20 protein-coding genes are annotated in these 26,475 nt (G+C 44.8%); 14 read left to right on the forward strand and 6 right to left on the reverse strand.

Annotation, left to right across the window (positions count from 1 at the left end; translation table 11 throughout):
* The 4 genes from hutG to NL626_RS01685 all read left to right on the forward strand — a co-directional run bounded on the left by hutG (nucleotide 1) and on the right by NL626_RS01685 (nucleotide 5,390).
* Entirely contained in the window at nucleotides 1-1,011 is a 1,011-nt protein-coding gene (gene hutG, locus NL626_RS01670; protein ID WP_253656929.1) for a formimidoylglutamase, read from the forward strand.
* Between the two features lie 73 nt (nucleotides 1,012-1,084).
* On the forward strand, nucleotides 1,085-2,782 hold the full coding sequence (gene hutU / locus NL626_RS01675) for a urocanate hydratase (RefSeq protein ID WP_025998636.1): 1,698 nt from the start codon (nucleotides 1,085-1,087) through the stop codon (nucleotides 2,780-2,782).
* 11 nt (nucleotides 2,783-2,793) lie between these two features.
* Nucleotides 2,794-4,329, forward strand: coding sequence for a histidine ammonia-lyase (gene hutH, locus NL626_RS01680; RefSeq protein ID WP_025766831.1), 1,536 nt, complete (start codon nucleotides 2,794-2,796; stop codon nucleotides 4,327-4,329).
* Between the two features lie 335 nt (nucleotides 4,330-4,664).
* On the forward strand, nucleotides 4,665-5,390 hold the full coding sequence (locus NL626_RS01685; protein WP_017821813.1) for a DUF3581 domain-containing protein: 726 nt from the start codon (nucleotides 4,665-4,667) through the stop codon (nucleotides 5,388-5,390).
* A 110-nt stretch (nucleotides 5,391-5,500) separates the two neighbouring features.
* Here the strand turns inward: NL626_RS01685 and NL626_RS01690 are convergent, their stop codons facing one another.
* Together NL626_RS01690 and NL626_RS01695 are read right to left on the reverse strand one after the other, a co-directional pair.
* Nucleotides 5,501-5,962 carry an isoprenylcysteine carboxylmethyltransferase family protein gene (locus tag NL626_RS01690; RefSeq protein WP_033905135.1) on the reverse strand — a complete coding sequence of 154 codons (462 nt, stop codon included), beginning with the start codon at nucleotides 5,960-5,962 and terminating at the stop codon, nucleotides 5,501-5,503.
* A gap of 73 nt (nucleotides 5,963-6,035) precedes the next feature.
* Nucleotides 6,036-9,071 (reverse strand): FAD-binding and (Fe-S)-binding domain-containing protein, encoded by a 3,036-nt coding sequence (locus NL626_RS01695; RefSeq protein WP_253656930.1) that lies wholly within the window; start codon nucleotides 9,069-9,071, stop codon nucleotides 6,036-6,038.
* Nucleotides 9,072-9,334: 263 nt separating this feature from the next.
* On the opposite strand from NL626_RS01695, the gene NL626_RS01700 reads away from it, so the two are divergent.
* From NL626_RS01700 to NL626_RS01730, 7 genes are all read left to right on the forward strand, one after another.
* Nucleotides 9,335-10,015 (forward strand): DUF3334 family protein, encoded by a 681-nt coding sequence (locus NL626_RS01700; protein WP_005388843.1) that lies wholly within the window; start codon nucleotides 9,335-9,337, stop codon nucleotides 10,013-10,015.
* Between the two features lie 208 nt (nucleotides 10,016-10,223).
* Nucleotides 10,224-10,919 (forward strand): DUF2786 domain-containing protein, encoded by a 696-nt coding sequence (locus tag NL626_RS01705; RefSeq protein WP_005377954.1) that lies wholly within the window; start codon nucleotides 10,224-10,226, stop codon nucleotides 10,917-10,919.
* Nucleotides 10,920-11,136: 217 nt separating this feature from the next.
* Nucleotides 11,137-11,796: an OmpA family protein gene (locus NL626_RS01710; RefSeq protein WP_005377956.1), complete on the forward strand. Its 660-nt coding sequence runs from the start codon at nucleotides 11,137-11,139 to the stop codon at nucleotides 11,794-11,796.
* A 76-nt stretch (nucleotides 11,797-11,872) separates the two neighbouring features.
* A complete protein-coding gene (locus tag NL626_RS01715; protein ID WP_005388848.1) occupies nucleotides 11,873-12,847 on the forward strand; it encodes a J domain-containing protein in 975 nt (324 codons plus the stop codon).
* Nucleotides 12,848-13,024: 177 nt separating this feature from the next.
* A complete protein-coding gene (locus tag NL626_RS01720) occupies nucleotides 13,025-13,207 on the forward strand; it encodes a hypothetical protein (RefSeq protein ID WP_005377960.1) in 183 nt (60 codons plus the stop codon).
* Between the two features lie 413 nt (nucleotides 13,208-13,620).
* Nucleotides 13,621-14,013, forward strand: coding sequence for a SulA-like leucine-rich domain-containing protein (locus NL626_RS01725; RefSeq protein WP_017820828.1), 393 nt, complete (start codon nucleotides 13,621-13,623; stop codon nucleotides 14,011-14,013).
* 204 nt (nucleotides 14,014-14,217) lie between these two features.
* On the forward strand, nucleotides 14,218-15,321 hold the full coding sequence (locus NL626_RS01730; protein ID WP_115385881.1) for a phosphoribosylaminoimidazolesuccinocarboxamide synthase: 1,104 nt from the start codon (nucleotides 14,218-14,220) through the stop codon (nucleotides 15,319-15,321).
* A gap of 78 nt (nucleotides 15,322-15,399) precedes the next feature.
* On the opposite strand, the gene NL626_RS01735 is transcribed toward NL626_RS01730, so the two are convergent.
* From NL626_RS01735 to NL626_RS01745, 3 genes are all read right to left on the reverse strand, one after another.
* On the reverse strand, nucleotides 15,400-17,073 hold the full coding sequence (locus tag NL626_RS01735) for an alkaline phosphatase (protein ID WP_053306953.1): 1,674 nt from the start codon (nucleotides 17,071-17,073) through the stop codon (nucleotides 15,400-15,402).
* A gap of 329 nt (nucleotides 17,074-17,402) precedes the next feature.
* Nucleotides 17,403-17,780 (reverse strand): hypothetical protein, encoded by a 378-nt coding sequence (locus tag NL626_RS01740; RefSeq protein WP_005377965.1) that lies wholly within the window; start codon nucleotides 17,778-17,780, stop codon nucleotides 17,403-17,405.
* A 288-nt stretch (nucleotides 17,781-18,068) separates the two neighbouring features.
* Nucleotides 18,069-20,423, reverse strand: coding sequence for a helicase-related protein (locus NL626_RS01745; RefSeq protein WP_253656931.1), 2,355 nt, complete (start codon nucleotides 20,421-20,423; stop codon nucleotides 18,069-18,071).
* A gap of 213 nt (nucleotides 20,424-20,636) precedes the next feature.
* Between NL626_RS01745 and NL626_RS01750 the strand changes: the two genes are divergently transcribed.
* The 3 genes from NL626_RS01750 (at nucleotide 20,637) to NL626_RS01760 (ending at nucleotide 24,804) form a co-directional block, all read left to right on the forward strand.
* A complete protein-coding gene (locus tag NL626_RS01750; protein WP_213973297.1) occupies nucleotides 20,637-22,325 on the forward strand; it encodes an NAD-dependent malic enzyme in 1,689 nt (562 codons plus the stop codon).
* Between the two features lie 154 nt (nucleotides 22,326-22,479).
* A complete protein-coding gene (locus tag NL626_RS01755) occupies nucleotides 22,480-23,214 on the forward strand; it encodes a vancomycin high temperature exclusion protein (RefSeq protein ID WP_005388862.1) in 735 nt (244 codons plus the stop codon).
* Between the two features lie 219 nt (nucleotides 23,215-23,433).
* A complete protein-coding gene (locus tag NL626_RS01760) occupies nucleotides 23,434-24,804 on the forward strand; it encodes a DASS family sodium-coupled anion symporter (RefSeq protein ID WP_017634863.1) in 1,371 nt (456 codons plus the stop codon).
* A gap of 142 nt (nucleotides 24,805-24,946) precedes the next feature.
* Here the strand turns inward: NL626_RS01760 and NL626_RS01765 are convergent, their stop codons facing one another.
* The gene (locus NL626_RS01765; protein ID WP_031781257.1) at nucleotides 24,947-26,284 is read right to left on the reverse strand and encodes a GGDEF domain-containing protein; all 1,338 of its coding nucleotides are present in this window, start codon (nucleotides 26,282-26,284) and stop codon (nucleotides 24,947-24,949) included.
* Between the last annotated feature and the right edge of the window lie 191 nt (nucleotides 26,285-26,475).

A 26,475-nucleotide genomic window follows, 5' to 3' on the forward strand; every position in this document is an offset into this window, starting at 1 on the left:
ATGTCTCAATTCGACCTACATTCTCCCCTATTTCATTGGCAAGGCCGTCATGATGCCGAGGACGGCAAGCTTGGTCAGCGAATTCATCACGTTGTTCAACGCCAAAAAGCAGATGAGTTGAGTGCCGTTGCGCATGGCGTCTCATTACTCGGTTTTGCTACCGACGCTGGCGTTGCGAGAAACAAAGGACGCATTGGCGCGAAAAAAGCGCCAGACTTAATCCGACGAGCACTCGCTAATTTAGCATGGCACCAAGACGCCCCACTATATGACTTAGGTACTGTGGTGTGTGAAGACGACTTACTGGAAGAGAGCCAAGCTCTATGTGCAGCAACCATTTCAAGCGCACTGCCCCACACGCCAGTCATCGTGCTGGGTGGTGGGCATGAGATTGCGTGGGCCTCCTTTTCCGGCTTAGCGGGGTACTTTAAAGAGCGCTATCCAGAGAAGAAACCTAAAATCGGCATTATCAATTTCGATGCGCATTTCGATTTGCGCGCATTTGAGAGTAACCTCGCCGACATAAGACCGAGCTCTGGTACACCCTTCAACCAAATTCATCATTTTTGTCAACGTAACGATTGGGACTTTCATTACGCTTGTATTGGTGTAAGCCGTAGTAGCAACACTAAAGCGCTATTTGAAAAAGCAGATGCGTTAAATGTTTGGTATGTAGAGGACAATCAGCTCTGCTACTTAAACCACAGTTATCACTTAACTCAGCTTCAGCATTTTATTGACGACTGTGACTACCTCTATTTGACTATTGATCTGGATGTATTCCCTGCTGCAACCGCACCTGGAGTCAGCGCACCAGCAGCTCGGGGAGTGAGTTACGACACAATTGCCCCCTTTTTAGATCGAATTCTTCATTACAAAAATAAGTTAATGCTGGCTGATATCGCCGAATACAACCCAAATTATGACGTCGATAGTCAAACAGCACGATTAGCTGCCCGTTTGTGTTGGGATATCGCCAACGCAATGGCGGAAAAACAGCACAAACCATAATGCATCCCAGATGCCACTGATTATTACGACCAAGCAAGTACTTGGTCATCACGAGAAACTAAAGGAGTCTGAAATGACACAGCGCCAGGGACAAGATCCACGACTTGATACAAGCAGAACAATTCGTGCACCTCACGGAGATAAACTGCGCGCAAAATCTTGGCTAACCGAAGCCCCTCTTCGTATGCTGATGAACAACCTTGATCCTGATGTTGCAGAACATCCACATTCACTGGTTGTATATGGCGGCATTGGCCGAGCAGCGCGAAACTGGGAATGTTACGACAAGATTGTTGAAGTACTTGAAAGACTCGAAGATGACCAAACGCTTTTAGTTCAATCAGGCAAGCCTGTTGGTGTTTTCCCTACTCATAAAAATGCCCCACGCGTGCTTATCGCAAACTCAAACCTTGTTCCGCATTGGGCAAACTGGGAACACTTCAACGAGCTCGATAAACAAGGCTTGATGATGTACGGCCAAATGACCGCTGGCAGCTGGATATACATTGGCTCGCAAGGTATCGTACAAGGCACATACGAAACGTTCGTATCTGTTGCAAAAAAACACTTTGACGGTGACGCAAATGGCCGTTGGATTCTAACGGGTGGTCTTGGTGGCATGGGTGGTGCTCAACCTCTCGCTGGTACAATGGCGGGCTTCTCCATGATTGCAGTAGAGTGTGATGAATCACGTATCGATTACCGCCTACGTACAGGCTATGTCGATAAGAAAGCGACTTCTTTAGATGAAGCGCTAGCTATCATTAAAGAGTCAGACACACCAGTATCGGTTGGTCTACTAGGTAATGCAGCAGACGTTTTCTCTGAGCTGGTAGAACGTAATATCACGCCTGATGTCGTAACAGACCAAACGTCTGCACACGACCCGCTCAATGGCTATTTACCACAAGGCTGGAGCATGTCTCACGCAGCAGAAATGCGTTTGCAAGATGAAGCAATGGTCGTAAAAGCAGCGAAAAAATCCATGGCTGTGCAAGTTCAAGCGATGTTAGAGCTGCAAAATCGCGGCGCCGCAACACTCGACTACGGTAACAACATCCGCCAGATGGCCTTGGAAGAAGGCGTAGAAAACGCGTTTGATTTCCCTGGTTTCGTTCCAGCCTACATTCGTCCTCTATTCTGTGAAGGTATCGGTCCTTTCCGTTGGGCTGCTCTCTCTGGCGATCCTGAGGACATTTATAAAACCGACCAAAAAGTAAAAGAGCTAATTCCAGATAATCCGCACTTACATAACTGGCTAGATATGGCTCGCGAACGCATCCAGTTCCAAGGTTTACCTGCGCGTATTTGCTGGGTTGGTCTTAAAGATCGTGAGCGTCTTGGTCAAGCATTCAACGAAATGGTGAAAAATGGCGAACTTAAGGCGCCCGTTGTCATTGGTCGAGACCACTTAGACTCTGGCTCTGTAGCAAGCCCGAACCGTGAAACCGAAGGTATGATGGACGGTTCTGACGCCGTATCAGACTGGCCATTATTAAACGCGCTACTCAACACGGCGGGCGGCGCAACTTGGGTTTCACTGCACCACGGTGGTGGCGTAGGTATGGGCTTCTCGCAACACTCAGGTATGGTTATCTGCTGTGACGGCAGTGAAGATGCCTCACAACGTATTGCCCGCGTGCTGCATAACGACCCAGCAACAGGCGTGATGCGTCATGCTGATGCGGGATACGATATCGCTAAACAATGTGCAGCAGAGCAAGGGCTAGATTTGCCAATGCTCAACGAAGAACTGAAGAAGCTCAAGTAAGGATGAAAGAGATGTTAAATTTAACGCTAAAGCCGGGTCATATTAGCTTAAACGAACTACGCCAAGTGAGCCGTTCACCAGTCAACCTTACTTTGGGTCCTGAAGCCATTCCGGCCATTGAAGAAAGCACACAGGTCGTAGACCGAGTCATCGCGGAAGATCGAACGGTTTACGGAATTAACACTGGTTTTGGGCTATTGGCTAACACACGAATAGCACCAGAAGATTTAGAAACACTGCAACGCAGTATCGTTCTTTCTCATGCGGCAGGTATCGGTGAGTTTATGTCAGATGAAACGGTTCGTCTGATGATGGTATTAAAAATCAATAGTCTGTCTCGTGGCTTTTCTGGGATTCGCCTAAAAGTCATTAATATGCTGACCGACCTAGTCAACGCACAAGTTTACCCTTGCGTACCTAAAAAGGGCTCTGTTGGCGCATCAGGTGACTTAGCTCCTCTAGCCCATATGAGCACAGTATTACTGGGAGAAGGGCAAGCTCGCCACAACGGTAATATCATTTCCGGGCAAGAAGCATTAAAAATCGCAGGTCTAGAGCCTATCACTCTGGCGCCAAAAGAAGGCTTAGCGCTACTAAATGGGACTCAGGCATCCACAGCGTTCGCATTGGAAGGCCTGTTTATCGCGGAAGACCTTTTCGCGTCAGCAACCGTTTGTGGTGCAATGTCTGTTGAAGCCGCTCTCGGCAGCCGACGTCCATTCGATCCGCGCATTCACCGTGTACGTGGTCATCGCAGCCAAATGGACGCAGCACTCGCATACCGTCATTTGTTAGACACATCGAGTGAAATAGGTGATTCGCACACTAACTGTGAAAAAGTACAAGACCCGTATTCTTTGCGCTGTCAGCCTCAAGTGATGGGTGCGTGTTTACAGCAAATCCGCAATGCGGCGGAAGTATTACAAGTAGAAGCGAACTCCGTATCAGATAATCCGTTGGTGTTTGCTGAAGATGGTGACATCATCTCTGGCGGTAACTTCCACGCGGAGCCTGTTGCAATGGCAGCCGACAACCTAGCACTTGCGATTGCCGAGATCGGCAGCTTGTCTGAACGTCGTATGGCATTACTTATCGATAGCGCGCTATCAAAACTGCCACCGTTCTTAGTCGACAATGGTGGTGTGAACTCTGGTTTCATGATCGCTCAGGTGACCTCTGCTGCGTTAGCAAGTGAAAACAAAACGCTCGCTCACCCAGCGTCAGTAGACAGCTTGCCAACATCTGCAAACCAAGAAGATCACGTCTCAATGGCAACATTCGCGGCTCGCAGATTGAAAGAAATGGGCGAAAACACTCGCGGTATTCTGGCTGTCGAATACCTCTCAGCAGCACAAGGCCTAGACTTTAGAGCGCCAAACAAGTCCTCTGAGCGTATTGAGATTGCGAAACAAATGTTGCGTGAAAAAGTATCGTTCTACGATAAAGATCGCTACTTTGCTCCAGACATTGAACAGGCAAATACTCTGCTTAAGCTGGCTATTCACAACACGCTCATGCCAGAGAGCTTGTTACCAAGTGTTCAATAACCAAGCATAACTGGCATTTCATCGAATAAACAGATAATGACTTGAAGGCTCTACGTTCAGCGTGGAGCCTTTTTACATACGATTAAACATGTTGATGGCACTATTTATGAACGCCTGTCTACTTTGATGGCTATACTTTAAAAGATAGGCGAGCGAAAAGGTCGTTGTTTATTGTTTTCACAAATAAAAGCGTTGCTAAAGTATGCGTTTTTAACGGTTTATCCGCCGAAATAGTGTCTTATTGTTAGGATACGGTGAAGTTTTCACTGGATGGACCATTGCTACGCAGATATTCGCATATAATCCCACACAGTTTTGGTTACTACGTAAAAATTATGTTTCTAACACCTTATTTTTCAAACACTAATCACCAGTTTCAGTTCACTCGCGAACAAGCAAGCCACTTTGCAAAACGTGTCGCAGGTGACTACAACCCAATTCATGATGAAGACAACAAACGCTTTTGTGTCCCTGGAGATTTACTTTTCGCTGTGCTTCTTAGTAAAGAAGGCGTTAGCCAAAAGATGCGTTTTAACTTCTCTGGCATGGTAAACGATGGTGTAGCACTTCATATTGAAAATAAGTGTGACAAAGAAAGCGCTGTTGTTGACGAGGCAGGTAAAGAATACTTACACATGTCCCGTGAAGGTGAAACTAACCACGATCCGGCATTTATTGAGCATGTAGTGACAAATTACGTGCAATTTTCTGGTATGAACTTCCCTCACATCATGGTTCCTCTTATGGAAGAGAAGCAAATGATGATCAACTGCCAGCGTCCATTAGTTATTTATGAAAGCATGGAAGTCGAATTTTCACGCTTAGACCTTACGCATCCAGAGGTTGATTTCACTGGCGCAACATTCGACGTAGAAGGAAAACGAGGTGTAGTCACCTTAAACTTTGCGTTCAAAGAAGACGGTGAAGTCGTTGGTAAAGGTATTAAGCGCATGGTTGCAAGTGGCTTGAAGCCATATGACCAAGAAGCGGTTGACGACCTTGTACGCCGCTTTAATGAACGTAAGGATGCATTCCTAGCAAAGTTCGTTAAGGCAGCCTAGTCGACTGCCCTATCAGAAGCGCACAAAAAACGTGTTTACTAAAAGAAAGCCCAACGTCGACCGTTGGGCTTTCTTTTTATGTCTCATCCAAACAAAACTAAACGCAATGCTTAGAGCCAACGACGAACATGGTTTTTATAATCCACATACTCTTCACCAAACAATCGCTCTAAAACGCGTTCCTCAGGCTTGATTTGAAACCGATTCATATAACTGACAAATATCACGCCACAAAGCACCACACTCAAGTGCTGCCACCACAAACCAGTTGCTATGATTAGAAGCAATAATGCCGTGTACATAGGGTTGCGTGAAAAGGCAAACACACCAGTTCTTACAACAGAAGATGCCGCTTCAGGTTTTACTGGGTTCACTGTGGTTTTTACTTTGCGAAATTCATACACACCAGCAATGCCCATGTAACCAGACAACAAAGTTAATACACCTACTACAAATTCAACAAAGGGTACTCGAATGTTCATGCTCGGCGTCAAAACTTTAAGTCCGTACATCAAAAGTATGACTAACAAAAACACCGCAACAGGTGGGACTTTGAGTTCAAGTTTTCTCAAGATTCATATCCTTTGAAAGGGTCTAAGTACGGTTTCTAAAAAGCCCAGTAAAACTGGGCTTGATTTAGTCCGATTACAACAAAGTTAACAATGCCTGAACGGGATGCTTGGGCTTCGTTCCTTCAAAGCGTTTCACTTGGCTGCGGCAAGAATAGCCTGTAATCAAACATCTCTCGCTATCCAACTTATCTAAGCTTGGCTTCCAGCTTAAATTGTAGATGTCTTTCGACATCGACAACTTATCAACCTCATGACCAAACGTACCCGCCATACCACAACAACCAACAGGTACCGTATTCAAAACTGCACCAAAGTGAGCAAAAATAGCGCCCCACTCTTTTTCCGCATTTGGCATTTTGGTTTTTTCAGTACAGTGCGCAAACAGATACCAAGGTTCCTGCGCCTTATGCTCTCCGCTTTCAAACGCTTCTAGTCTTGGGTAAAGCCATTCGTGGGCTGTTAGTACATCGAAATTACCTCGCTTACTGCCAAGCACTTCAGCGTATTCATCTCGATAACACAGCACCAAAGCAGGATCGACGCCAACTAATGGGATATCCAAATCCGCTACCATCGCCAAGAACTTCGCTGTGTCGGCTGCTGTGTCCTTAAACTGACGTAAAAAACCTTTAATGTGTTGTGCTTTACCATTCGGCTTAAACGGCAGAAGTACCGGATGCATACCCAGCTTTTTCAATAACTTAACGAAGTCTTCAACGACATCAGCGTCGTAGTAGCTAGTGAATGGGTCTTGAACAATTAAAACATGCTTGCTCTTTTCAGACGAAGACAAACCACTGAGCGCTTGCAGATCATAAGGCGTTGTCAGCGACTCTACTCGTTGTTTCAAGGTGGGTACTGATAACAACGGCGCATCGACATACCCGACCGTAGATGCCGTTAAACTTTTCACCCACGACTGCTTCAAAACACCATTTACGACACCTGGCGCTTTTGCCATCATCGGCAGCATAGTCTCAATGTTCGCAACCAGATAGTCTTTTGCAGGACGTTGATAACGAGAGTGATAGATGTTTAAAAAGCGTGAGCGAAAGCTCGGAACATCGACTTTAATCGGACACTGACTCGCACACGCTTTACACGCCAAACAACCATTCATCGCTTCATACACTTCGTGAGAGAAGTCATACTCGTGACGACGATTGATAGCATGACGTACGCGGTCAATCATGGTTTTGATTGATGTTTTGTTTTCTAGTGTTTGCTTTTCTAAGTCAAGAATATCAATGCCTTGCTCAGTAAGCTGACGCAACCACTCGCGAACCAAACCCGCACGACCTTTCGGTGAATGACGACGATCGGCTGTTACTTTCATCGATGGACACATTGGCGAGCTGGTATCATAGTTAAAACACAAACCGTTACCGTTACATTCCATCGCTTGTTTAAAGCTGTCACGTACTTGAACGTCAATCTGACGGTCATAGTAACCACGTTTGGTATCGGTAACTTTGACAAGCTCTGCATCACTATCCAGCGGTGTACAGATTTTGCCCGGGTTCATTTTGTTGTGTGGATCGAATGCCGCTTTCACACGTCTCAGTTCAGTAAACAACTCGTCGCCGAAAAACTCAGGGCCATATTCTGAACGGAAACCTTTGCCGTGTTCACCCCACATCAAACCGCCGTATTTCGCCACCAGCTTGACCACTTCATCAGAAACTTCGTGCATCAATGCTTCTTGGTGCGGGTCACACAAATCCAACGCAGGACGTACGTGAAGCACCCCAGCATCGACGTGACCAAACATGCCGTAATTCAGAGACTTGCTGTCTAACAGTTCTCGAAACTCTACAATGAAGTCCGCCAGGTTTTCTGGTGGCACACAGGTATCTTCAGCGAATGCGACCGGTTTAGCACGACCTTTTGCTGCGCCTAACAAACCCACCGCTTTTTTACGCATGTTGTAAATACGCCCAATGCTAGCTACATCGTTACAAACTTGGTAGCCGATAATGCCCGCTTCTTCTGTTTCCAACATGGTATCGAGCTTGGCGGTCAATGCTGCAACCTGAGCAGCAACTTCCTCTTCGTCCTGACCTGCGTATTCCACCATATTGATGCCAAGCATCTCTTTATTTGGAACATCGGTAAGTAAATCGCTCACGGTGTGCCAAACGATATCTTGCTTCGCGAGATTAAGCACTTTCGAGTCAACGGTTTCTACAGATAGCGCTTTCGCTTCGACCATCAACGGTGCATTACGCAGCGCAGAGTCAAAGCTGTTGTATTTAACGTTAACCAAAGTGCGCGCTTTCGGAATTGGCGTCAGGTTAAGCTTTGCTTCGGTAATAAATGCCAATGAACCTTCAGCGCCGCACAGTACTCGTGTGATATCGAAACGGTCACCGTCTTCATTCAAGGCATTTTTTAAATCGTAGCCCGTTAAAAAGCGGTTAAGAGGAGGAAACTTATCTACGATCTGCTGGCGTTTTTCACGACATACGGATTCCGTTACACGTAGCGCCTTGGCAGCAAACTCGTCTTCTTTTGGGTAGCCGTTGGACAGGTCTGATTCTAAAACTGAGCCATCAGCAAACACCGCTTGTAGCGACAAAACATGATCGGATGTTTTTCCGTATTTCAGAGAACCTTGACCAGAAGCATCGGTGTTGACCATGCCGCCAATCGTTGCACGGTTACTGGTAGATAAGTCTGGAGAGAAGAAGTAGCCATAAGGGCGAACAGCGTCATTTAACTGGTCTTTCACTACACCAGTTTGTACACGAACCCAGCCTTCTTTCTCATTAATCTCAAGCACTTTGTTCATGTGGCGAGACATATCCACCACAATACCTTTGGTTAGCGACTGACCATTGGTCCCTGTGCCACCACCACGAGGTGAAAAGGTAATTCGTTCGTACTTTTCTTTATTGCTCAGTTTCCCGAGGAGAGAAACATCTTCTGTCGTTTTGGGATGAACGACAGACTGAGGAAGTTGCTGGTAAACACTGTTGTCAGTGGCAACCGCTAGTCGGCTTGAATATTGGCTTTCGATATCACCAGTGAATCCGGCGTGCTCAAGCTCTTTCAGAAAACTAAGAACAAGAGGATCGACATCAGTTTGCGAGTGTAATCTTGGTAACATTTGCTTCCTGCCCCTACGACGCTGATCCGATCAGCTGCGGGTTGTGTAATTATTTGCTCACTTCTCATACAAATTGGCGCTAAGCGAAAAAAAACACCACAAAAGAGTTAGTGAAGTAATATTCTTTGAATTTCGTCACTTTACAACATTTAAAAAGACGAGCAAATCAGAATCTCGATACAATAATTAAACTTATGCTTTATTTTTTCACGCTTGATGCCTTACATTGGGGAACGAATCGCGTTTCTAGATGAGTTTTCAGAATGAAAAAAAATAAAATTGTGACCACTGAAGATATCCTTCTCAAACTTTGCCAGTCTGTTTCTGGCGTACTTACTTCGGCGACATCTTCTCAAGTAAATTATTCAGCAATGGTGCAAAAAATCCACAAGACTAGCCTCAAACCAGATTTTGGCTGTTTTGTTCTGTTTGATGGCGGATTTACCGGGCTAGTTGTGATTAATTTTACGGCAAAAGCCGCACTGGAGATCTACACCAACTACATGCGTAATATGGGCATGCCAGAAGAAGAACTGGCAATATCTCATACTTCTGACGAGGTAGGCGATGTTCTGGGTGAACTCATGAATCAACTGGTCGGAGACTTCACTAATAAAATTCGTAAAGACCTGCAAACGAACATCACACAAAACCAACCAAAAATGCTGGCGCTGAATAAGCAAGTTATCTTACAAGTTGATACCAACCTTGACCGCCCTCAAGCTCGCAGAGTGACGTTCTCCACCGAAAACAACAATATTTTCTATCTCGAACTAGCAATGGATAAAACTGAGTTCATCCAACTGGAAGAGTTTGAAGTTGCTGAAGACGAAAACCCAGACGACATTTTAGAGGCAACACGTAAACAGTTGGCTGAGAAAGAATCTAAATCGTCGGGATCAAACGATGATGCCGATGACTTGCTCAACCAGCTCGGGTTGTAATTCTAACGAATCTTAATGAAGAATGGCTTCTTAGACACAAGTACGACTTCATACTGATTACGACGAACTAAAACGCCAGCCTCGCTTAATGCGAGGCTTCTTTTTATGTGCTGAAATTATCTTCAGTCCCACCTTGTATTTCGTTTTTATGTCAAAAAAGGTAATATGTCTGACTTCATAAATTTTCTGCTTTCGTTACTGGTTGTCGATGGATAAACAAAAAGCTCTGAAAAAAATCGCCAAGTGCTTAGAACTGGGCAATTCCGCTAATGTTAATGAGGCTGCCAATGCTATCAAAATGGCACATCGCCTCATGCTTAAATATGGTCTCGATAAAGACGATATTGAGTTCATCAGAATGGGAAAAACACAATCTTCTCATTTGCTACCAGCGAACATCAGTTCTACCATATTGCGAGTGATTCGCGGCATTAACACAAAATTCGGTGTCGAAGCAGTATTGTTGAATCACAAAGGGCTCAAACGTGTCGAATTTATCGGTGAAGCAGATCGCGCTATTTTTGCTGCATTTGCTTTCGATATTGTTTATCGCGAGATGAACGAAAGTACCGGACAATTCCGAAACAGCTTTGCTGGCACCGGCACCTCTTCTCAGGAAGTGACTCGCCGTGTGAACTCATTTGTATCTGGCTGGGTGGAAGGCGCGATTGAAAAATTGCCAATTATTTCTCCAGATGAAGAGTCGGCCAATAAAATTAATGACTATATTGATAAAGAATTCCAAAACATTGACCGCGAAACGTTCAAGAAGCAATTGAAAGAAGCGATGAAAAACCTAACTGAAGACTACGAAGTGGGCTTAAAGAAAGGTAGAAAGGTTTCAGTTAACCGTGGAGTGGGCGGCGAACAAGCACGCAAAATGTTGGGCGATTCATCGAAATAGCCAGAATAGTAAAGGATTCACATAAGCACCCATGACTTCGATGTCTATAGGGCTTACTTTGAGAGCTTTGGCAGTATTGATAGGAATTTTCTTACAGAAACTCTTATCAATCTTACTTTCTCATAACAAATATTAATGCTTGTTTATTCATAATTCGCATCCCATTATGAGGCATGGTTTCGCCTCAGTTTTATACGGAGATTTTCCCTTGAAAAAGATGCCTATTGCACTAGCTCTAGTGCTAGCTCTTACTGGCTGTCAAGCCACTCAACGCCAAAATGCAACAACGGGTGAATACGAAACTAACTCCACCACGCAAGGCGCGCTTATTGGTGCGATCGCTGGCGCAGCAATCGGCCTAGCAACGGGTGATGATGCTAAAGAACGTCGTCAGCATGCACTCATTGGTGCAGCCGCAGGCGGAGCGACTGGCGCTGGCGTTGGTTACTACTTTGACCAACAAGAAGCGGAATTACGTCGCGCTTTGCTAAACTCTGGCGTACAAGTTCAGCGTGTTGGTGAAAATCAGCTTTTACTGCGTATGGAAAACGGTATCGGCTTCTCTTCAAGCTCTTACCAGCTTGATGCTAGTATCCATAATACTCTACGCGGTGTTGCTCGCATCCTAGTTGAGTACCCAGATACCAGTCTCGTTATTGACGGTTACACGGATAGCACAGGTAGTGAGTCATACAACCAAACGTTGTCAGAGCGCCGTGCAGAGTCCGTACGTCAATTCCTAGTATCTCAAAACGTTGCACCTGGTCGTGCAATTGCACGCGGCTACGGCGAACGTAACCCAATTTGCTCAAACCAAACTTCTGAAGGTCGTGCGTGCAACCGTCGTGTTGAAATCCAGATCTTGCCACTGAAGTAATTTGGTTGCACCATAACGGTAATAATAAAAAATTACCGGAGCAGGCCTAACCATTATCGTTAGGCCTGACATATTAATGTCTGTCAAAACGTCTGCCCTACTCTGCTTATTTAGCCTCAGCTTTTCTGGCTACTCACTTGCCTCTCAAGCTCCAAATGACCCCATCGAACAATACGAGTACGCACAACAATTATTGGCATCAAACGAAGCTGAAGCCTCACCAGAAACGCGCTACTGGCTAGAGCAATCCGCCAACCAAGGTTACCTCCCTGCACAAAAACAGCTCGCGAACGACTTTGCTAAAGGGATAAATGGCGAAAAAAATGAAACACAAGCGTTATATTGGCTAACCTCTATCGCACTCAATGACCCAACCGATCGTGGCTTTCTTCTCGCCGATTTTATTCAGCGCAATCCAGGTAAGGTCACAACTTCTCAATTGACTGAAGCCTTGTATCAAATGGCTTCTCAGCATAATCCAGCAGCAGAACAAGCTTATAATCAACTGTTAGAGCTGCGCTTCAACCAACTACGAGCTAAACAAGTCTCGCAAATAAAGTCGCTCGATAAAAAAGCAGAGCAAACACAAGAAGAGAAAAGCACAGTTGCAACCCCCAAAGTAAAACACTCGCAGTTTCTATGGCTGATTTGGCTAGCGGCGATCCTCATCATCAGCGGCTTAAGTTTCCTCGCGATCAAAAAACTTAAGCAGAATAGAAAAGCGCGTGAAGCCAAAGAGGAAAGCCAAAATCAACGAATGGCGGAAAAAATAAAAGAGCTAGAGTTTACGAACAAGCAACTGAAGCGTCAGTTAGAGAAAGTATTCAGAGAATTTAAGAAATCCAAAACTCAGGCAGAAAACCATAAGCTAAGCGTCGCGTGTGCTATGTTTGGCTACACACCACAAACCATCCCTGATTTACAGGCAATCAAGCTACGCTATAGACAATTATCAAAGCTTTATCATCCTGACACAAGGGGCAGTGAAGAAGAAATGAAGCGACTCAATCATGCCTTTAAGCTCGTCTCACAAAATGTTACAAAACAGTAAAAATAGGTCAGGATACTTTGGCTGCCATGCTTTTATTCCCATATAATCAAGCACCGCAATCGATCTCCCTCTCAAAGAAATTAACAGACATTTAACTTAAGTCGCGCTTTTATGCCATAATGCCCGGCGCAAAATAACACCTAACGACTCAAATTAATCTAGGTGGGGAGAAAATCAATGTTCACTGAAGAAGGCACCTGTGATTGGTGTAAAAAACCTAGTCTTGTAACTCGTCACGATTATTTAGATGGCAAGCACCACTACTCATGTAAAGCTTGTTACGATATGGCGAAAATCGACGTGCGCCTATTTAACCAAGGCGAATTGCAAATGCGCGAACGTTTGCAACGAGCGAGCTAAGCAAGACGGAATCAATGGAACTGATTTTCAAAAGCGCCTTTTATAAGGCGCTTTTTTGATCGCCCAAGCCTATTTCCAATCTCTATCTCGTATTCCCTCCTATCCTACATAGCATGTCGCATCGGTTATCAGCCCTCTTCCACTGTATACAAACCACTGTCCGTGAAACAACACCTGTATATACAGTAGTGAACCCCTGTATGTATCTCGTCCAATTTTCTACTCACCTCACATTTTTAAATTGATGTTAGACATATCAGAAATGAAAAATAAACAAATAAATTCAATTACTTAAAGTAAAATCCTTTTATTTCCTTTTCAAAAAACCGCAAATAACTTTTGAGAAACTGGTTGATCAGGTCGCCAAAACAAACTACTGTATACACATACAGCATGTATAAAGGAACAGTAAGATGCAGTTACAAAGTCAATCTCATACATACTCTCGCTACAACGTATTGGCACAAGCAACTAAGCCCATGGCCGTTTCGGATCAGCTTCTATCTAAGCTGGCTGTTTTATCGCAGCAGAAACAATGGATTTTGTTTACAGCAGACTGCCCTCGTCCAGACTTTGAACAACTCACTGCTTCTAATATTTGCTGTAAAAACGTTATTCAAATGAAGCCCTCTCAACAGCTTTCAGAAGTCGAGATCGTGATAAAAGCCATCCGATCAGGTAATGCCAGTGCTGTTGTCGCATCCAATAAAATTGCACTTATGAATCAATCTATGTTGCGCGACGTGGCGCAGCGCTATCAGTGTGAAGTCTTTTTCGTCGAAGGCAGAGTTAATAAGTACCACTAATAAGTTCGACGTTATCTATCCTGCATCTCGCCTCCTTTTTAAGGGGGCATTTTTTTGTATTAAAGAAAACAGGCAAACGTTTGCTTTTTCTCTGGCGAGTTAAAATAGTTCTGGTATGATGCCCACATTCGATTTATTCAGCGCCCACATTTTGCTGAATATCTTCTCTTTCTGACGTTTGATTAAGATGATAGGAATGTCGCAATGAGCCTTGCTAATCAAGTACTTGCCGTCAATGACGACCTGCCAATTCGCACCCATAAACCCGTTCATAGTGGAAAAGTTCGTTCAGTTTACTGGTTAACTGAAGAAGACAGCGCCCGACTGATCAAAGAAAAAGGATACAATGTCGCTCCAGATGCGCCTTTGGCTATCATGGTGATTAGCGACCGAATCTCTGCATTCGATTGTATTTGGCATGCTGAAGGTGGTCTTAATGGTGTCCCGGGTAAAGGCGCTGCGCTAAATGCGATTTCTAATCACTGGTTCAAACTGTTCAAAGAAAATGGCTTAGCAGATAGCCATATTCTAGACATTCCTCACCCTTTTGTTTGGATTGTACAAAAAGCCAAACCGGTAAAAATCGAAGCCATCTGCCGCAAATACATCACGGGTTCGATGTGGCGCGCTTACGCAAATGGCGAGCGCGAGTTTTGTGGAATCCAACTTCCTGAAGGGTTAGGAAAAGACAAAGTACTGCCAGAGTTGCTAATGACCCCATCCACAAAAGGCATTCTAAAAGGCATTCCCGGTGTGCCAGAAGCGGATGACGTGAATATTACTCGTCAAAACATCGTAGACAACTACGGAGCATTTAACTTCTCAAGCGCTGACGATATCGCACTCTACGAAAAATTGCTGAAAGAAGGCTTTAACGTTATCAGCCAAGCGTTAGAAGAAATCGACCAAATCTTTGTCGATACCAAATTCGAATTTGGTTATGTTCATGATGCTGCTAGCAATGAAAAGCTGATTTACATGGATGAAGTGGGTACACCAGACTCGTCTCGTATATGGGATGCTAAAGAGTACCAAGCAGGTCACATCGTAGAGAACTCAAAAGAAGGTTTCCGCCAGTTCCTACTTAACCACTTCCCTGACCCAGATATCTTGCTAAATAAAGAACGTATGCCAGAGCGTGAAGCACTCGCTCGTGATAATGCTTTACCCGTCGAATCTTTGATGGCGATTTCGAGCACCTACATTGGTATTGCCGAGAAGATTACAGGCAAGCCGATTCATTTGAGTGAGAATCCGAAAGCGGAAATCATCGAAGTTCTGAGCAAAGAATACGGATTGATTGACTAGCACTGTCGCTAGATTGCTAAATGCTTTCCAATAAAAAGTCCGCACTAGCTTGCGGACTTTTTTCGTATTAGGCTCAGTTTAGCCGATATTTAACGTAGTGCCATCTGTTGTAGAGGCTGACTTGGTCGTCACCTGATATGTTTTGTCTTTAATCGTTGATACGAAATACCAGGTCGACTCTGCCCTGTCGGGCGTAAAAGTAACGCGCATAAAGCCACGCTGTTTGATGTCTGCCCACTGTAATTCTGACACTAAGTGCGGCAGCGTGTATTCCATTTGAGCGATCGCAACAGGGTCTAACGCGAGGTAGGCCTCTAACCCAGGGGAACTCACAGAGCTAGTCGCAAACTCTACCCCGATAGGATGCTTAGATACGTCTTTAAGCTCACTTGCCCATGCGTTGTGCGTATCTCCTGCCAAACAGACAAAGTTACCACTGCTGGCTTTGGCCAGTTGATAAACGTTCTCTCGCTCAACGTAGTAACCATCCCATGCATCTAGGTTATATGGTAAAGCAATGGTATCTAAACTTGGGTCAGAGAGATAACCCGTAATCGCAGAGTTTACCGCTAATAACGCCTCTGTTTTTTGTTCTTCAGTGGCAGTAAACAATTGAAACATCGCGGTCATAACCGAACTTGGCAACTCCATACGAGACATTAACACTTGTTGCCCTAGCACATTCCAAGTTGCGTCGTGCGTACTGAACGCATCCATCAGCCAAGCGAGTTGGTCACCGCCTAACAGCTCTCGGTCTTGACTGCGCGACTGAGCAACTAAACCGCCAATAGCTTCCATCGTTGGTGAGCTGAGCGAGAAATAATCCAACGGTTTATCACGCCCCACAAGTCGCGTGTCGAGCATCATCAAATTGACTAAACTTCCAAACGAAAACTGACGGTAAATCAGCATGTTTGAGAAAGTGTTTTCACGAACGGGCAACCATTCTGTCCACGCGGCAGCCGCAGCTGCACGACGATCATTAAAACTGCCTTCCTCTTCTTGATGGTTTTCCGCACCATTTTTCCAACTATCATTTGCAAGCTCATGGTCATCCCAGACAGCAATCATTGGTAGGTTCGCATGTAACGCTTGCAAATCAGCATCTTGGCGATATTGCGCATACCGTTTTCGGTAATCATCTAAGGTAATACATTCAGTGCCTTTGCTTGGCTCTCGCCCTAGTGCCTCAGCATCTTCACTAGCGTAGCCACCAGCACCATACTCATAAATGTAATCACCGAGATGAAGCACCACATCAAACGGGTCTTGTTCATGTTGATTTAAGATCTCTCTATACACATGGAAATAGCCTGCAGGATAGTTTGCACAAGAAACAACCGCCATGGATGCCTTTTCTACACCATCTTCTGGTAATGTTTGAGTTTGCCCGACTTCGCTAGTGACATCTCCAACCATGAATCGATAGTAGTAGCGAGAATTTGCATTGAGATTTTGAACATCGACTTTTACCGTGAAATCTCGGCTCGTGTCTGTGGCAAAAGTGCCACTTTGCACGATATCAGTAAAATTTTCGTTAGATGAAACTTGCCAGCTTACATCTGCGTAGCTCGCTGAGGTTGTAACACGAGTCCAAATGATTACTTGTGTTTGAGTAGGATCTCCACTCGCCACTCCGTGCTCAAAGGTAACCGCAACAGATTCACTAGCATCGCTACCACAGCCCACCAGCCCGGTAACAATCGCCGTTGAAGAGGCAGCTTTCATAAAGTCTCGACGAGACAAAGACATATTGACTTCCTTTCTTATTGTGTTTGTTTTTATGCCCAAATGACGTGGTGACTCAATCATCCTTGTGTGCCAATAAGGGACGTTAATTCGAACTTACAGTACCAACCACTTAGTCGGTAATTTGTCCTAAAAACACAAAGTTAGAAGCTAGTTATGACAATTGCATTTCCAAACGTTACACTTTTGTTAATTTAAGTGCAAATACTCTATATTCATCACACTTCCAAGACCTGTGACAAAAACCTCAAAATAAAAAAGCGACCTACTTTGAGGTCGCTTTTCATTGCACTATTGTTAAGTAGTACATCGATGAAGTGGAAATACTCAGCCTAAAACTTGATGTTAAGAACATCTTGTTCTGACGTATCCACCTTCAACTGACTGCGAGATTCTATGTACTCGATTTGCTGAACATCGAGCGAATATGGCATAACGACTCGCAATTCATTGATCCCTTCATGTTTAGCTAACTGGGTTAAGCGGACCAAATTGGATTCATCACTTTTACGAGAAGACATCGATTTTAATGCGGCATCCCACAACCGATCTTCAGGCTTGCTCAATTCCGCAATGTTCTGTTTCCACATCAAACCGAAAATAGGCGCGATGGTGGCAAATGCCTCTAAAAAGGTCCATTTTTTACTACCTGTCGCTCCTAAAAAGCTAGTGTAGTCGAATTCAATGCACGTCTTTCCTTGTTGATCCATTCTATGCCCCCGACACTCGAAAATGAGATATACCAAATATCGTTCAACTGTTTTGATATAGCAATGGGATATAAAACATTCGTCTTTTATGCCCTAATTTACATACAAAAGGAAATATTAAAACCAGCTTTGTAACAACTGATGTACAGCTTCGCCATATATAAGCATTCAATTGATTAATATTTCAATTAAGAAACTAAAAACAACACGCAAGTAACGCTATCAATATGAAATCATTATAGATTCACCAAAAAAATATCAATTCTTGTCACAACGTCATCCGCCGACCTACTTTACATCAATCACTCGACTGGCCTTTTTATACTGTATCTTCCAACCAGCCCAACGTGGCAGCTCCCAACGCTTCGGGTCCCCCTTACGGTTTCCCTCTCGATAAACGACCTGTACCAGCTTGCGAGACGCGTAATACTCAACATCCAGTTGGAGTTCTGGCAGCGAAAGTTCTAAAGGGTACTGCTCCGTGAAATCGTCGTATTCCCATTCTGGAACACCGTTAAATGTTAAGTCTTCCGGTTCAAATAACGCCATATCATCGACATTTTCAACGCCTAATGTTTCCAACTGATCCTTTAACCAGCTAGAAAATGTCAAGGAGGCCAAGTCGTTAACCTCTTCTCCTTCGACATTAAGGCCCAATGCGTTGTAGAGTTTCCAGTGTTGGATTTGTTGTTTTCTTTGAGAAGCAAAACCTGGTAACAGTGTCTCGTCTTCTATCATTTCGACAATAGACTGAACAGCAACATCACCTTGTAACGCTTGGTGTTCAGAACAGACTGTTCGCCCGGCGTAGACCAAATGCATTGTTGCTCTTGGCGTCTCTTCTTCATAATTCGTCTCACCTTGTCGCCACTCCCCAAATTCAAGTTCGCGTAACAACGTCAGCGGGATAGGCATCATAACCGATGCGAGGTTTAGTGTTTGCTTAACGCCTCGTCCTGGCACGCTATGGCTATCTAGCACGATTGCCGCTTCTTCTTTGTCAGGAAAGCGGCTGTTACGCCCAACCAGCATCTCGACTACGCCATTTCCTAGAGCATCCCTTCGACGAGCTCGTCGGACAAACACAAGCTCAGGGTGCAATGAGGCGATGGAGAAAAAGAGCGCTTCACGTTTATATCGAGAGGCAACGTCAAGTTCCGGCAATTCAAACACTTCTCGCATTTGTTTCGCTAAACCTTGTGCCTCTTCGAGCGCGCTAGCGTCAATGATAATGCCTGAGAGTTGCTCCCCTCGAACCAAACGGATCAGTAAAGAGGCATCACATCCGTATGGCTCCTCTTGAGATAGAAGCTCAGCAACTTCACCACTTTGTCGCTGATAGAGCTGCGCAGGCACAGATAAGGCGGCAGCCAAATCAATCATTGCTTCCTTCTCTGGCTTCGCTTGAATTCTGGTAACGAGATCGGCAAACAGTGCATCAATGGGTAGTGGATATACTTTTCTCCCGTGCTGCGTGACATTGCCATCCTCATCAATCGCTTCCATGGATAACAACGTCGAATGAGATGCCTCTAGCGACTTTTCTGGAATTGAGTCGAGAAAATCGAGTGTTGAGAGACGGTACCCACAACAAGCCGCTGCCAGCATGGGCTCGACGAGCTCTTCTCTGTGTAATTCTGGAGGTGTCACCAACTCTAAAGGCGCGTGCTCACCATATAGACGAATACAAGCCCCTTCGGTAACGCGACCTGCTCGCCCCATTCGCTGCGCGGCACTGGCCTTAGAAATGTTGGTTAATGTCAGTGCTGTACGTCCATTTCGTTGTACAGTTCTGCGCTCTAAACCACTATCGATTACCACACGGATATTAGGAATGGTCAGAGAGGTTTCCGCGACGTTGGTTGCCAATACGACTTTCCGTTGCTTTTGTACCGTCAGCGCACGATGTCGTTCTGCATCACTGACCGAGGCATGAAGTTTAACCACCATGACATCACTGCTGCTTTGTAGCATCTGCGCGCATTGGGCGATCTCTTTACGTCCTGGGAGAAAAACAAGAATATCGCCATCTTCATCTTCCAGTGCTTCTTTTACCGCTCCGACAACCTCTTGTTCACATCCCTTTTTGTTCGGTAAATAGCGGCTGTCTGTAGAACGATGTGTCACCGTGACTGGAAAGCAACGTCCCTCCGAACTCAGGCGCTTAGCATTCAGGTAACGAGCAAGCTTTTCGCCTTCTAAGGTAGCGGAAGTGACGATCAATCGATGTTGATTTTCTTGCTTCAAAATGGCGGTTAATAGATCAATATCCCAGCGTCGCTCGTGAAATTCGTCCACTATCACGACATCAAAGTCTGCTAGCTTGTTTTCCGAAAACCAACGCAGTGCAACCCCCGGAGTCACAAATACAACTTCGGTTTTTTCATCAAAGTAGGCATGAAGCTTGATCGCGTAACCGACTTTGCGACCTATTGGCTCTCCAGATTGCTCCGCAAGAAATTCAGCCAGCGAGGTACAAGCAATTCGACGTGGTTCAATAACCAGAACGCGTCCGTGTTTTGCCGCCCACATGGGCAAGCGGGTAGATTTACCCGACCCGGTTTCGGCTTCCACCACAAGATGGTTAAGGCTTACATGATGGTCAAACTCGGCTTTCAGGCTGTCGATAGGTAGTTGAAACATAGAAATTGGATTTGATTTGATGATGCAAAACATTATACCCAAGTAAAAAAATCCTGCTTTAGGTATCTCTAAACAACCAATATTGCCGATATTTTCGTCGGTATCTGAATTTTTTTGCGACATTACATTGATGTGCATCAACGCATGTTTACAACTAAATAGTGAACCCGTTAAAATTTGGTGCGCATCCTTCAACCCTACATAAGGCACCCAATGAACAACGATAAACGCCCACTATATATTCCATATGCGGGTCCGGCTCTTTTAGCAACCCCTCTTTTGAACAAAGGCAGTGCATTCTCTGCTGAAGAACGTAGTTCATTCAACTTAGAAGGTCTGCTTCCAGAGTCGACCGAAACTATCCAAGAGCAGGTGGAACGTGCCTACCAGCAATACAAAAGTTTCGAAAGCGATATGGATAAGCACATTTATCTGCGTAATATCCAAGACACCAACGAAACATTGTATTACCGCCTAGTGCAAAATCACATTTCTGAGATGATGCCTATCATCTACACACCGACTGTTGGCGCAGCATGTGAAAACTTCTCTAACATTTACCGTCGTGGTCGTGGTCTGTTCATTTCATACCCAAACCGTGACCGTATTGACGACTTGCTGAACAACGCAGCAAACCACAACGTTAAAGTGATTGTCGTGACAGATGGCGAACGTATCCTTGGCTTGGGTGACCAAGGTATCGGCGGCATGGGTATTCCTATCGGTAAACTGTCACTATATACCGCGTGTGGTGGTATCAGCCCTGCTTACACGCTACCAATCGTGCTTGATGTGGGTACCAATAACCCGCAACGCTTAGCTGATCCGATGTACATGGGTTGGCGTCATCCTCGTATTACGGGTCCAGAATACGATGCATTTGTAGAAGAGTTTATCCAAGCGGTACAGCGCCGTTGGCCTGATGCTTTGATCCAGTTCGAAGACTTTGCTCAGAAAAATGCGATGCCTCTTCTAGAGCGTTACAAAGACCGCGTGTGTTGCTTCAATGATGATATTCAGGGTACTGCAGCTGTTACTGTTGGCTCTCTACTTGCCGCCTGTAAAGCAGCAGGAACTCAGCTTTCTAAACAACGTATTACCTTCCTAGGCGCAGGGTCTGCTGGTTGTGGTATCGCAGAAGCGATCATCGCACAAATGGTATCGGAAGGAATTTCTGACGAGCAAGCTCGCTCACAAGTTTACATGGTTGACCGTTGGGGTCTGTTACAAGAAGGCATGCCTAACCTTCTTGATTTCCAACAACGCTTGGTGCAAAAGCATACCAATACGAAAGAGTGGGAAAATGAAGGAAATGGCTTCTCACTACTCGATGTAATGCGTAACGCGAAGCCAACGGTACTAATTGGTGTTTCTGGTGCTCCTGGCCTATTTAGCCAAGAAGTCATCGAAGAAATGCATAAACACTGTAAGCGTCCGATTGTCTTCCCACTGTCGAACCCAACAAGCCGCGTGGAAGCGACACCGAACGACATCATTCGTTGGACAAATGGTGAAGCACTGGTTGCAACAGGTAGCCCATTTGAGCCAGTGGTTCATGAAGGTCGCACTTACCCTATTGCACAATGTAACAACAGCTACATCTTCCCAGGCATTGGCCTTGGTGTACTTGCTGTCAATGCAAAACGTGTCACTGACGAGATGCTAATGGAATCAAGCCGCGCGCTCGCAACATGTTCTCCTCTAGCAATCAACGGTCGTGGGGCTCTACTTCCACCACTAGAAGAGATCCACTTAGTATCGAAAAAAATCGCATTTGCCGTTGGTAAAAAGGCAATTGAACAAGGTGTCGCATTAGAAATTACTGATGAAGCATTGAACGTGGCAATTGAACAGTCGTTCTGGCAACCTGTTTACCGCCGCTACAAACGCACTGCGTTCTAAGCTTGAGACAATTCGTTTAATAATTAGCCCCTACCATGTAGGGGCTTTTATTTTTTTATCATCCTAACCAGATTTTGGCATAAATGGGCTTCTCTCTTTTTGTTTCTATCAGATATGATGAGAACTACATTTTTAGTTAAGGATATAAAACGTTTTGTTGTTTTCTCGCATAAGATCAAAGTGGAAGCTGAAATTTTCCTGGAAGCGATTTGCTTTGATTTTGTCGATCTCTGCACTTAGTCTGCTTGTTTCTGTTATTGCCATCGACCGGTGGGTGGTTTTACAAGCCAAAGAGAGCATTTTCACTGAATACGAGCAAATCCCTCAACATGAGGTTGCCGTAGTTCTTGGTACCAGTAAATACATCGGAAAGATCCTCAACACTTACTACACTCATCGCATTAATGCGGCGATTGAGCTTTACAACCAAGGCAAAGTAAAACAGTTTTTATTGAGTGGTGATAACGCCCACCGTTCATACAACGAACCGTGGACAATGAAACGCGACTTACTTAAAGCAGGCGTGCCTGAAGAAGTGATTCACCTTGATTATGCTGGCTTTCGTACCTTAGATTCGATTGTACGAGCAAAAAAAATTTTTGCTTCGGAGCGATTTCTGATTGTGACTCAACGCTTTCACTGCGAACGCGCACTGTTCATCGCTGATGCTTACAGCATTGATGCACAGTGTCTCGCGGTAGCAGGGCCGACGGCCAACAAGCAAAAAACATCGATGCGTGTTCGAGAACTGCTAGCCCGTGTGAAAGCGTTTTTAGACCTGTATATTATCAATACGCAGCCTAAGTTTCTTGGCCCTCAAGAACCTATCGTCGCAGTAAAAGAGCCAAATAAAGCAGCTAACGAGCCTCTTCAAGTCCCCGTCGAATAGAGGAATAACGTGGCTCACAAGCCTAGTAACATTTCTATAAAACAAATGGGTAGTTTTCTACCCATTTCCAATTCTCAACATCACACTTTCTAATTTGCTCTACGATTCAGGCAAAACTCTTTTTCGCATTCAAAGTAACATTTCATCAATAAATAACTACAAGTCAGTTACTTTGCCATAAAAAAACCGACAAAAGGCAATGCAAAAGGAGCACTACCCATGACCGCACTCGCTGTGACATTGAAGAATTGGTTCTTCACTCGCAACAGCATGATTTTGAACGCGAATATCCTATTGTTCATTATCTTGTTTAATACCTTACCCTTTGAACCACAAGTAGTAACCGGCCTGAGCATCTTAGTTTTTGTTGCTATTCTGTGGCTAACCGAAGCGATTCACGTCAGCATTACTGCGCTGCTCATACCACTACTTGCGGTATTTTTGGGTGTGTTCAACACTCAAGCCGCACTGAATAACTTTTCCAACTCCATCATTTTTCTATTTTTGGGTGGTTTTGCACTAGCTGCGGCTCTACATAAACAAAAGTTAGATCAAGCGATTGCAGATAAAGTACTATTGCTGGCAAGAGGAAAAATGTCTGTCGCTGTATTCATGCTATTTGGTGTGAGTGCTGGCCTGTCAATGTGGATTTCAAACACCGCCACCGCCGCGATGATGTTACCGCTTGTGCTGGGTGTGATGACAAAGCTAGACGCCAAGAAAAACCACAACACCTTTTTGTTTGTTCTACTCGGTATCGCTTACAGTGCTTCAATTGGTGGTATTGCAACACTGGTTGGTAGCCCACCAAACGCAATTGCAGCAGCTGAAGTTGGCCTTAGCTTCACTGAATGGATGAAGTTTGGTGTACCTATTTCCCTAGTATTAATGCCAATCGCTATCCTCGTATTGTACACGATGACTAAGCCTGACCTTAGCCACAAGTTTGACCTTGACCATCAACCAGTCGAATGGACAAACGGCAAAATGATTACGTTGGCGATTTTCTTACTGACCGTGACGTTGTGGATATTCAGTAAGCCTATTAACGCTATGCTGGGTGGCTTCGCGAAGTTCGATACTCTTGTAGCTATTGGCGCCATCCTTCTACTTGGTGCTTCTCGCGCCGTCGAGTGGAAAGATATCGAGAAAACAACCGACTGGGGTGTGTTAATCCTATTTGGTGGTGGTATCTGTCTGAGTAACGTCCTAAAAGCAACCGGAACAAGCGTATTTTTGGCTCATAGCTTGTCAGGCTTCCTTGAGCAAGCCGGTATTCTCTTAACGATTCTTGCAGTGGTTGCTTTTGTTGTCTTCTTAACTGAGTTTGCGAGTAACACCGCCAGTGCTGCACTACTTGTCCCTGTATTTGCGACCATTGCAGAAGCCTTAGGCATGTCTCCGGTTATTCTTTCTGCACTGATTGCCGTCGCTGCATCTTGTGCATTTATGTTACCAGTTGCAACACCTCCAAACGCGATTGTGTTCGGTACGGGTCATATCAAGCAAAAAGAAATGATGCGAATTGGTTTCGTATTAAACATTGCGTGTATTGCTGCACTAACGCTTTTCGCTTGGTTGTTCTGGTAAAAATAGCAAGTTCGATTAGCACTACACTGCTGCTCACGGTAATCGTATCGATAACCCAAACTTCCCCCCTAAGTGGTGTTCAGCAGTTTCCCTCTTGGTGGCCAGTTGGCCACCTTTTTTCTTTCCTTTTAGTGAACGGCTATCAGGCTTGCTTCTTTTCGCAAGCAAGTAAACCATAATGAGCTTCCACTCGGTTGCGACCATTGCGCTTCGCCTGATACAGCACTTCGTCAGCTCTCGCCATGGTTTCTGAGACGCGTTCATTCTGCATTTGGGCAACGCCAATACTGCAAGTTAATGATTCACCGTGCACCCACAAATGATCCTCCACATTTTTGCGAATCATTTCTGCCTTCTCTAACGCTTGTTCAATATTGGTATCAGGGCAAAATACGACAAACTCTTCGCCGCCCCAACGAACGAGTCGATCGTCTGAGTAAATAGAAGTCGCTACCACCATGACAAATTCGCGCAATATGTCATCCCCCATTTGGTGCCCAAATTTGTCGTTCACCTTTTTAAACTTATCCAAGTCCAAATAGAGAATACTGAAGGTGTTATGCCCCCAGCGAACCTGACGAGATTGTTGTTCCAGCCAGTGTTGCACAGCATATCGGTTCATCGCGCCCGTCAAAGCATCTCGATGCGCTAGCTCTGCAAACTCATAGTTTTGAGCTCGCAAAGTATCATTCACCTTTTCCAAATGACGGTGACGCTTTTGCGCTTTTTCATAAGCCACTCTATTTTTTCGTAACTCATGCAGTGAAAAAGCCAGTCCAAGCGCCATCCAAGAGAGTAATAATGCATACAACAATGTTTCTTGCGCAAGGTAAGCGCCTTCAAACTCAATTTTATCAATCACAATTCTATGTTTACCAAGTGCCGCACCAGACCCAGTTGCAATATCAATACGTGTGATGTTTGAAAATTCAGGTGCAGAGTGCTCAATCGCGACTCCGTTATCTGCTAACCACCAGGTCATCACCTGAAGATTTTTAATCGGAATTTCGACAATATCGCTCGAACCCGACGGAGAAAACTGCATGCCATTATATTTAATGGTGTACTCGTCGTCCGGCTTGGAATACTCAGAATTATAATTGCGAAGATACAAACGTAGGTCGTGGCTAGGGTTAGCCCCTATTCCTGCCTCTTCATATCGCACCTTCAATCGAATCGTATGGTAGTTGGAAAGGTCAATACCCTGTGTTGGCGTTGCTGAATCGGTATAAACCGAGATTCCGCAGTAAGGCCAAGCATACGAGCTCTGCTTTAGTTCACAGCTAAGGACTAGGCTTTGCCGATCGTATGTGATATCTGCCTCACTCACACCTCCTTCACTGGCATCTTTAGTTGCATAGATATTGAAATGCTCAGGTGTAATGGTCAGCTTTCGCGTATCGCCAAGCACACTATAAAGGGCGACCAAACTGATAGTGCAAATAGAAAGAGCAAAGATAAAGTTATGGATCCACTTCATGGGCAAGTGACCTGCTGAGATTATACAATACGTGGGGTTCAATAATTTCAAAAATGAAATCAAGGTGATTTATCAAGAAATAAAATCGCTTTTTCATTCAATTCTTAGTTTCGACACATGGTAACGGATTTTGAACCGTTATCACGTTTTAAAATTTCTAAAAAGTGCAGCCCAACTTCTATTTGCGAAGC

This window comes from Vibrio sp. Y58_MX_L22 (genome assembly GCF_024181865.1).
Classification (GTDB): domain Bacteria; phylum Pseudomonadota; class Gammaproteobacteria; order Enterobacterales; family Vibrionaceae; genus Vibrio; species Vibrio alginolyticus.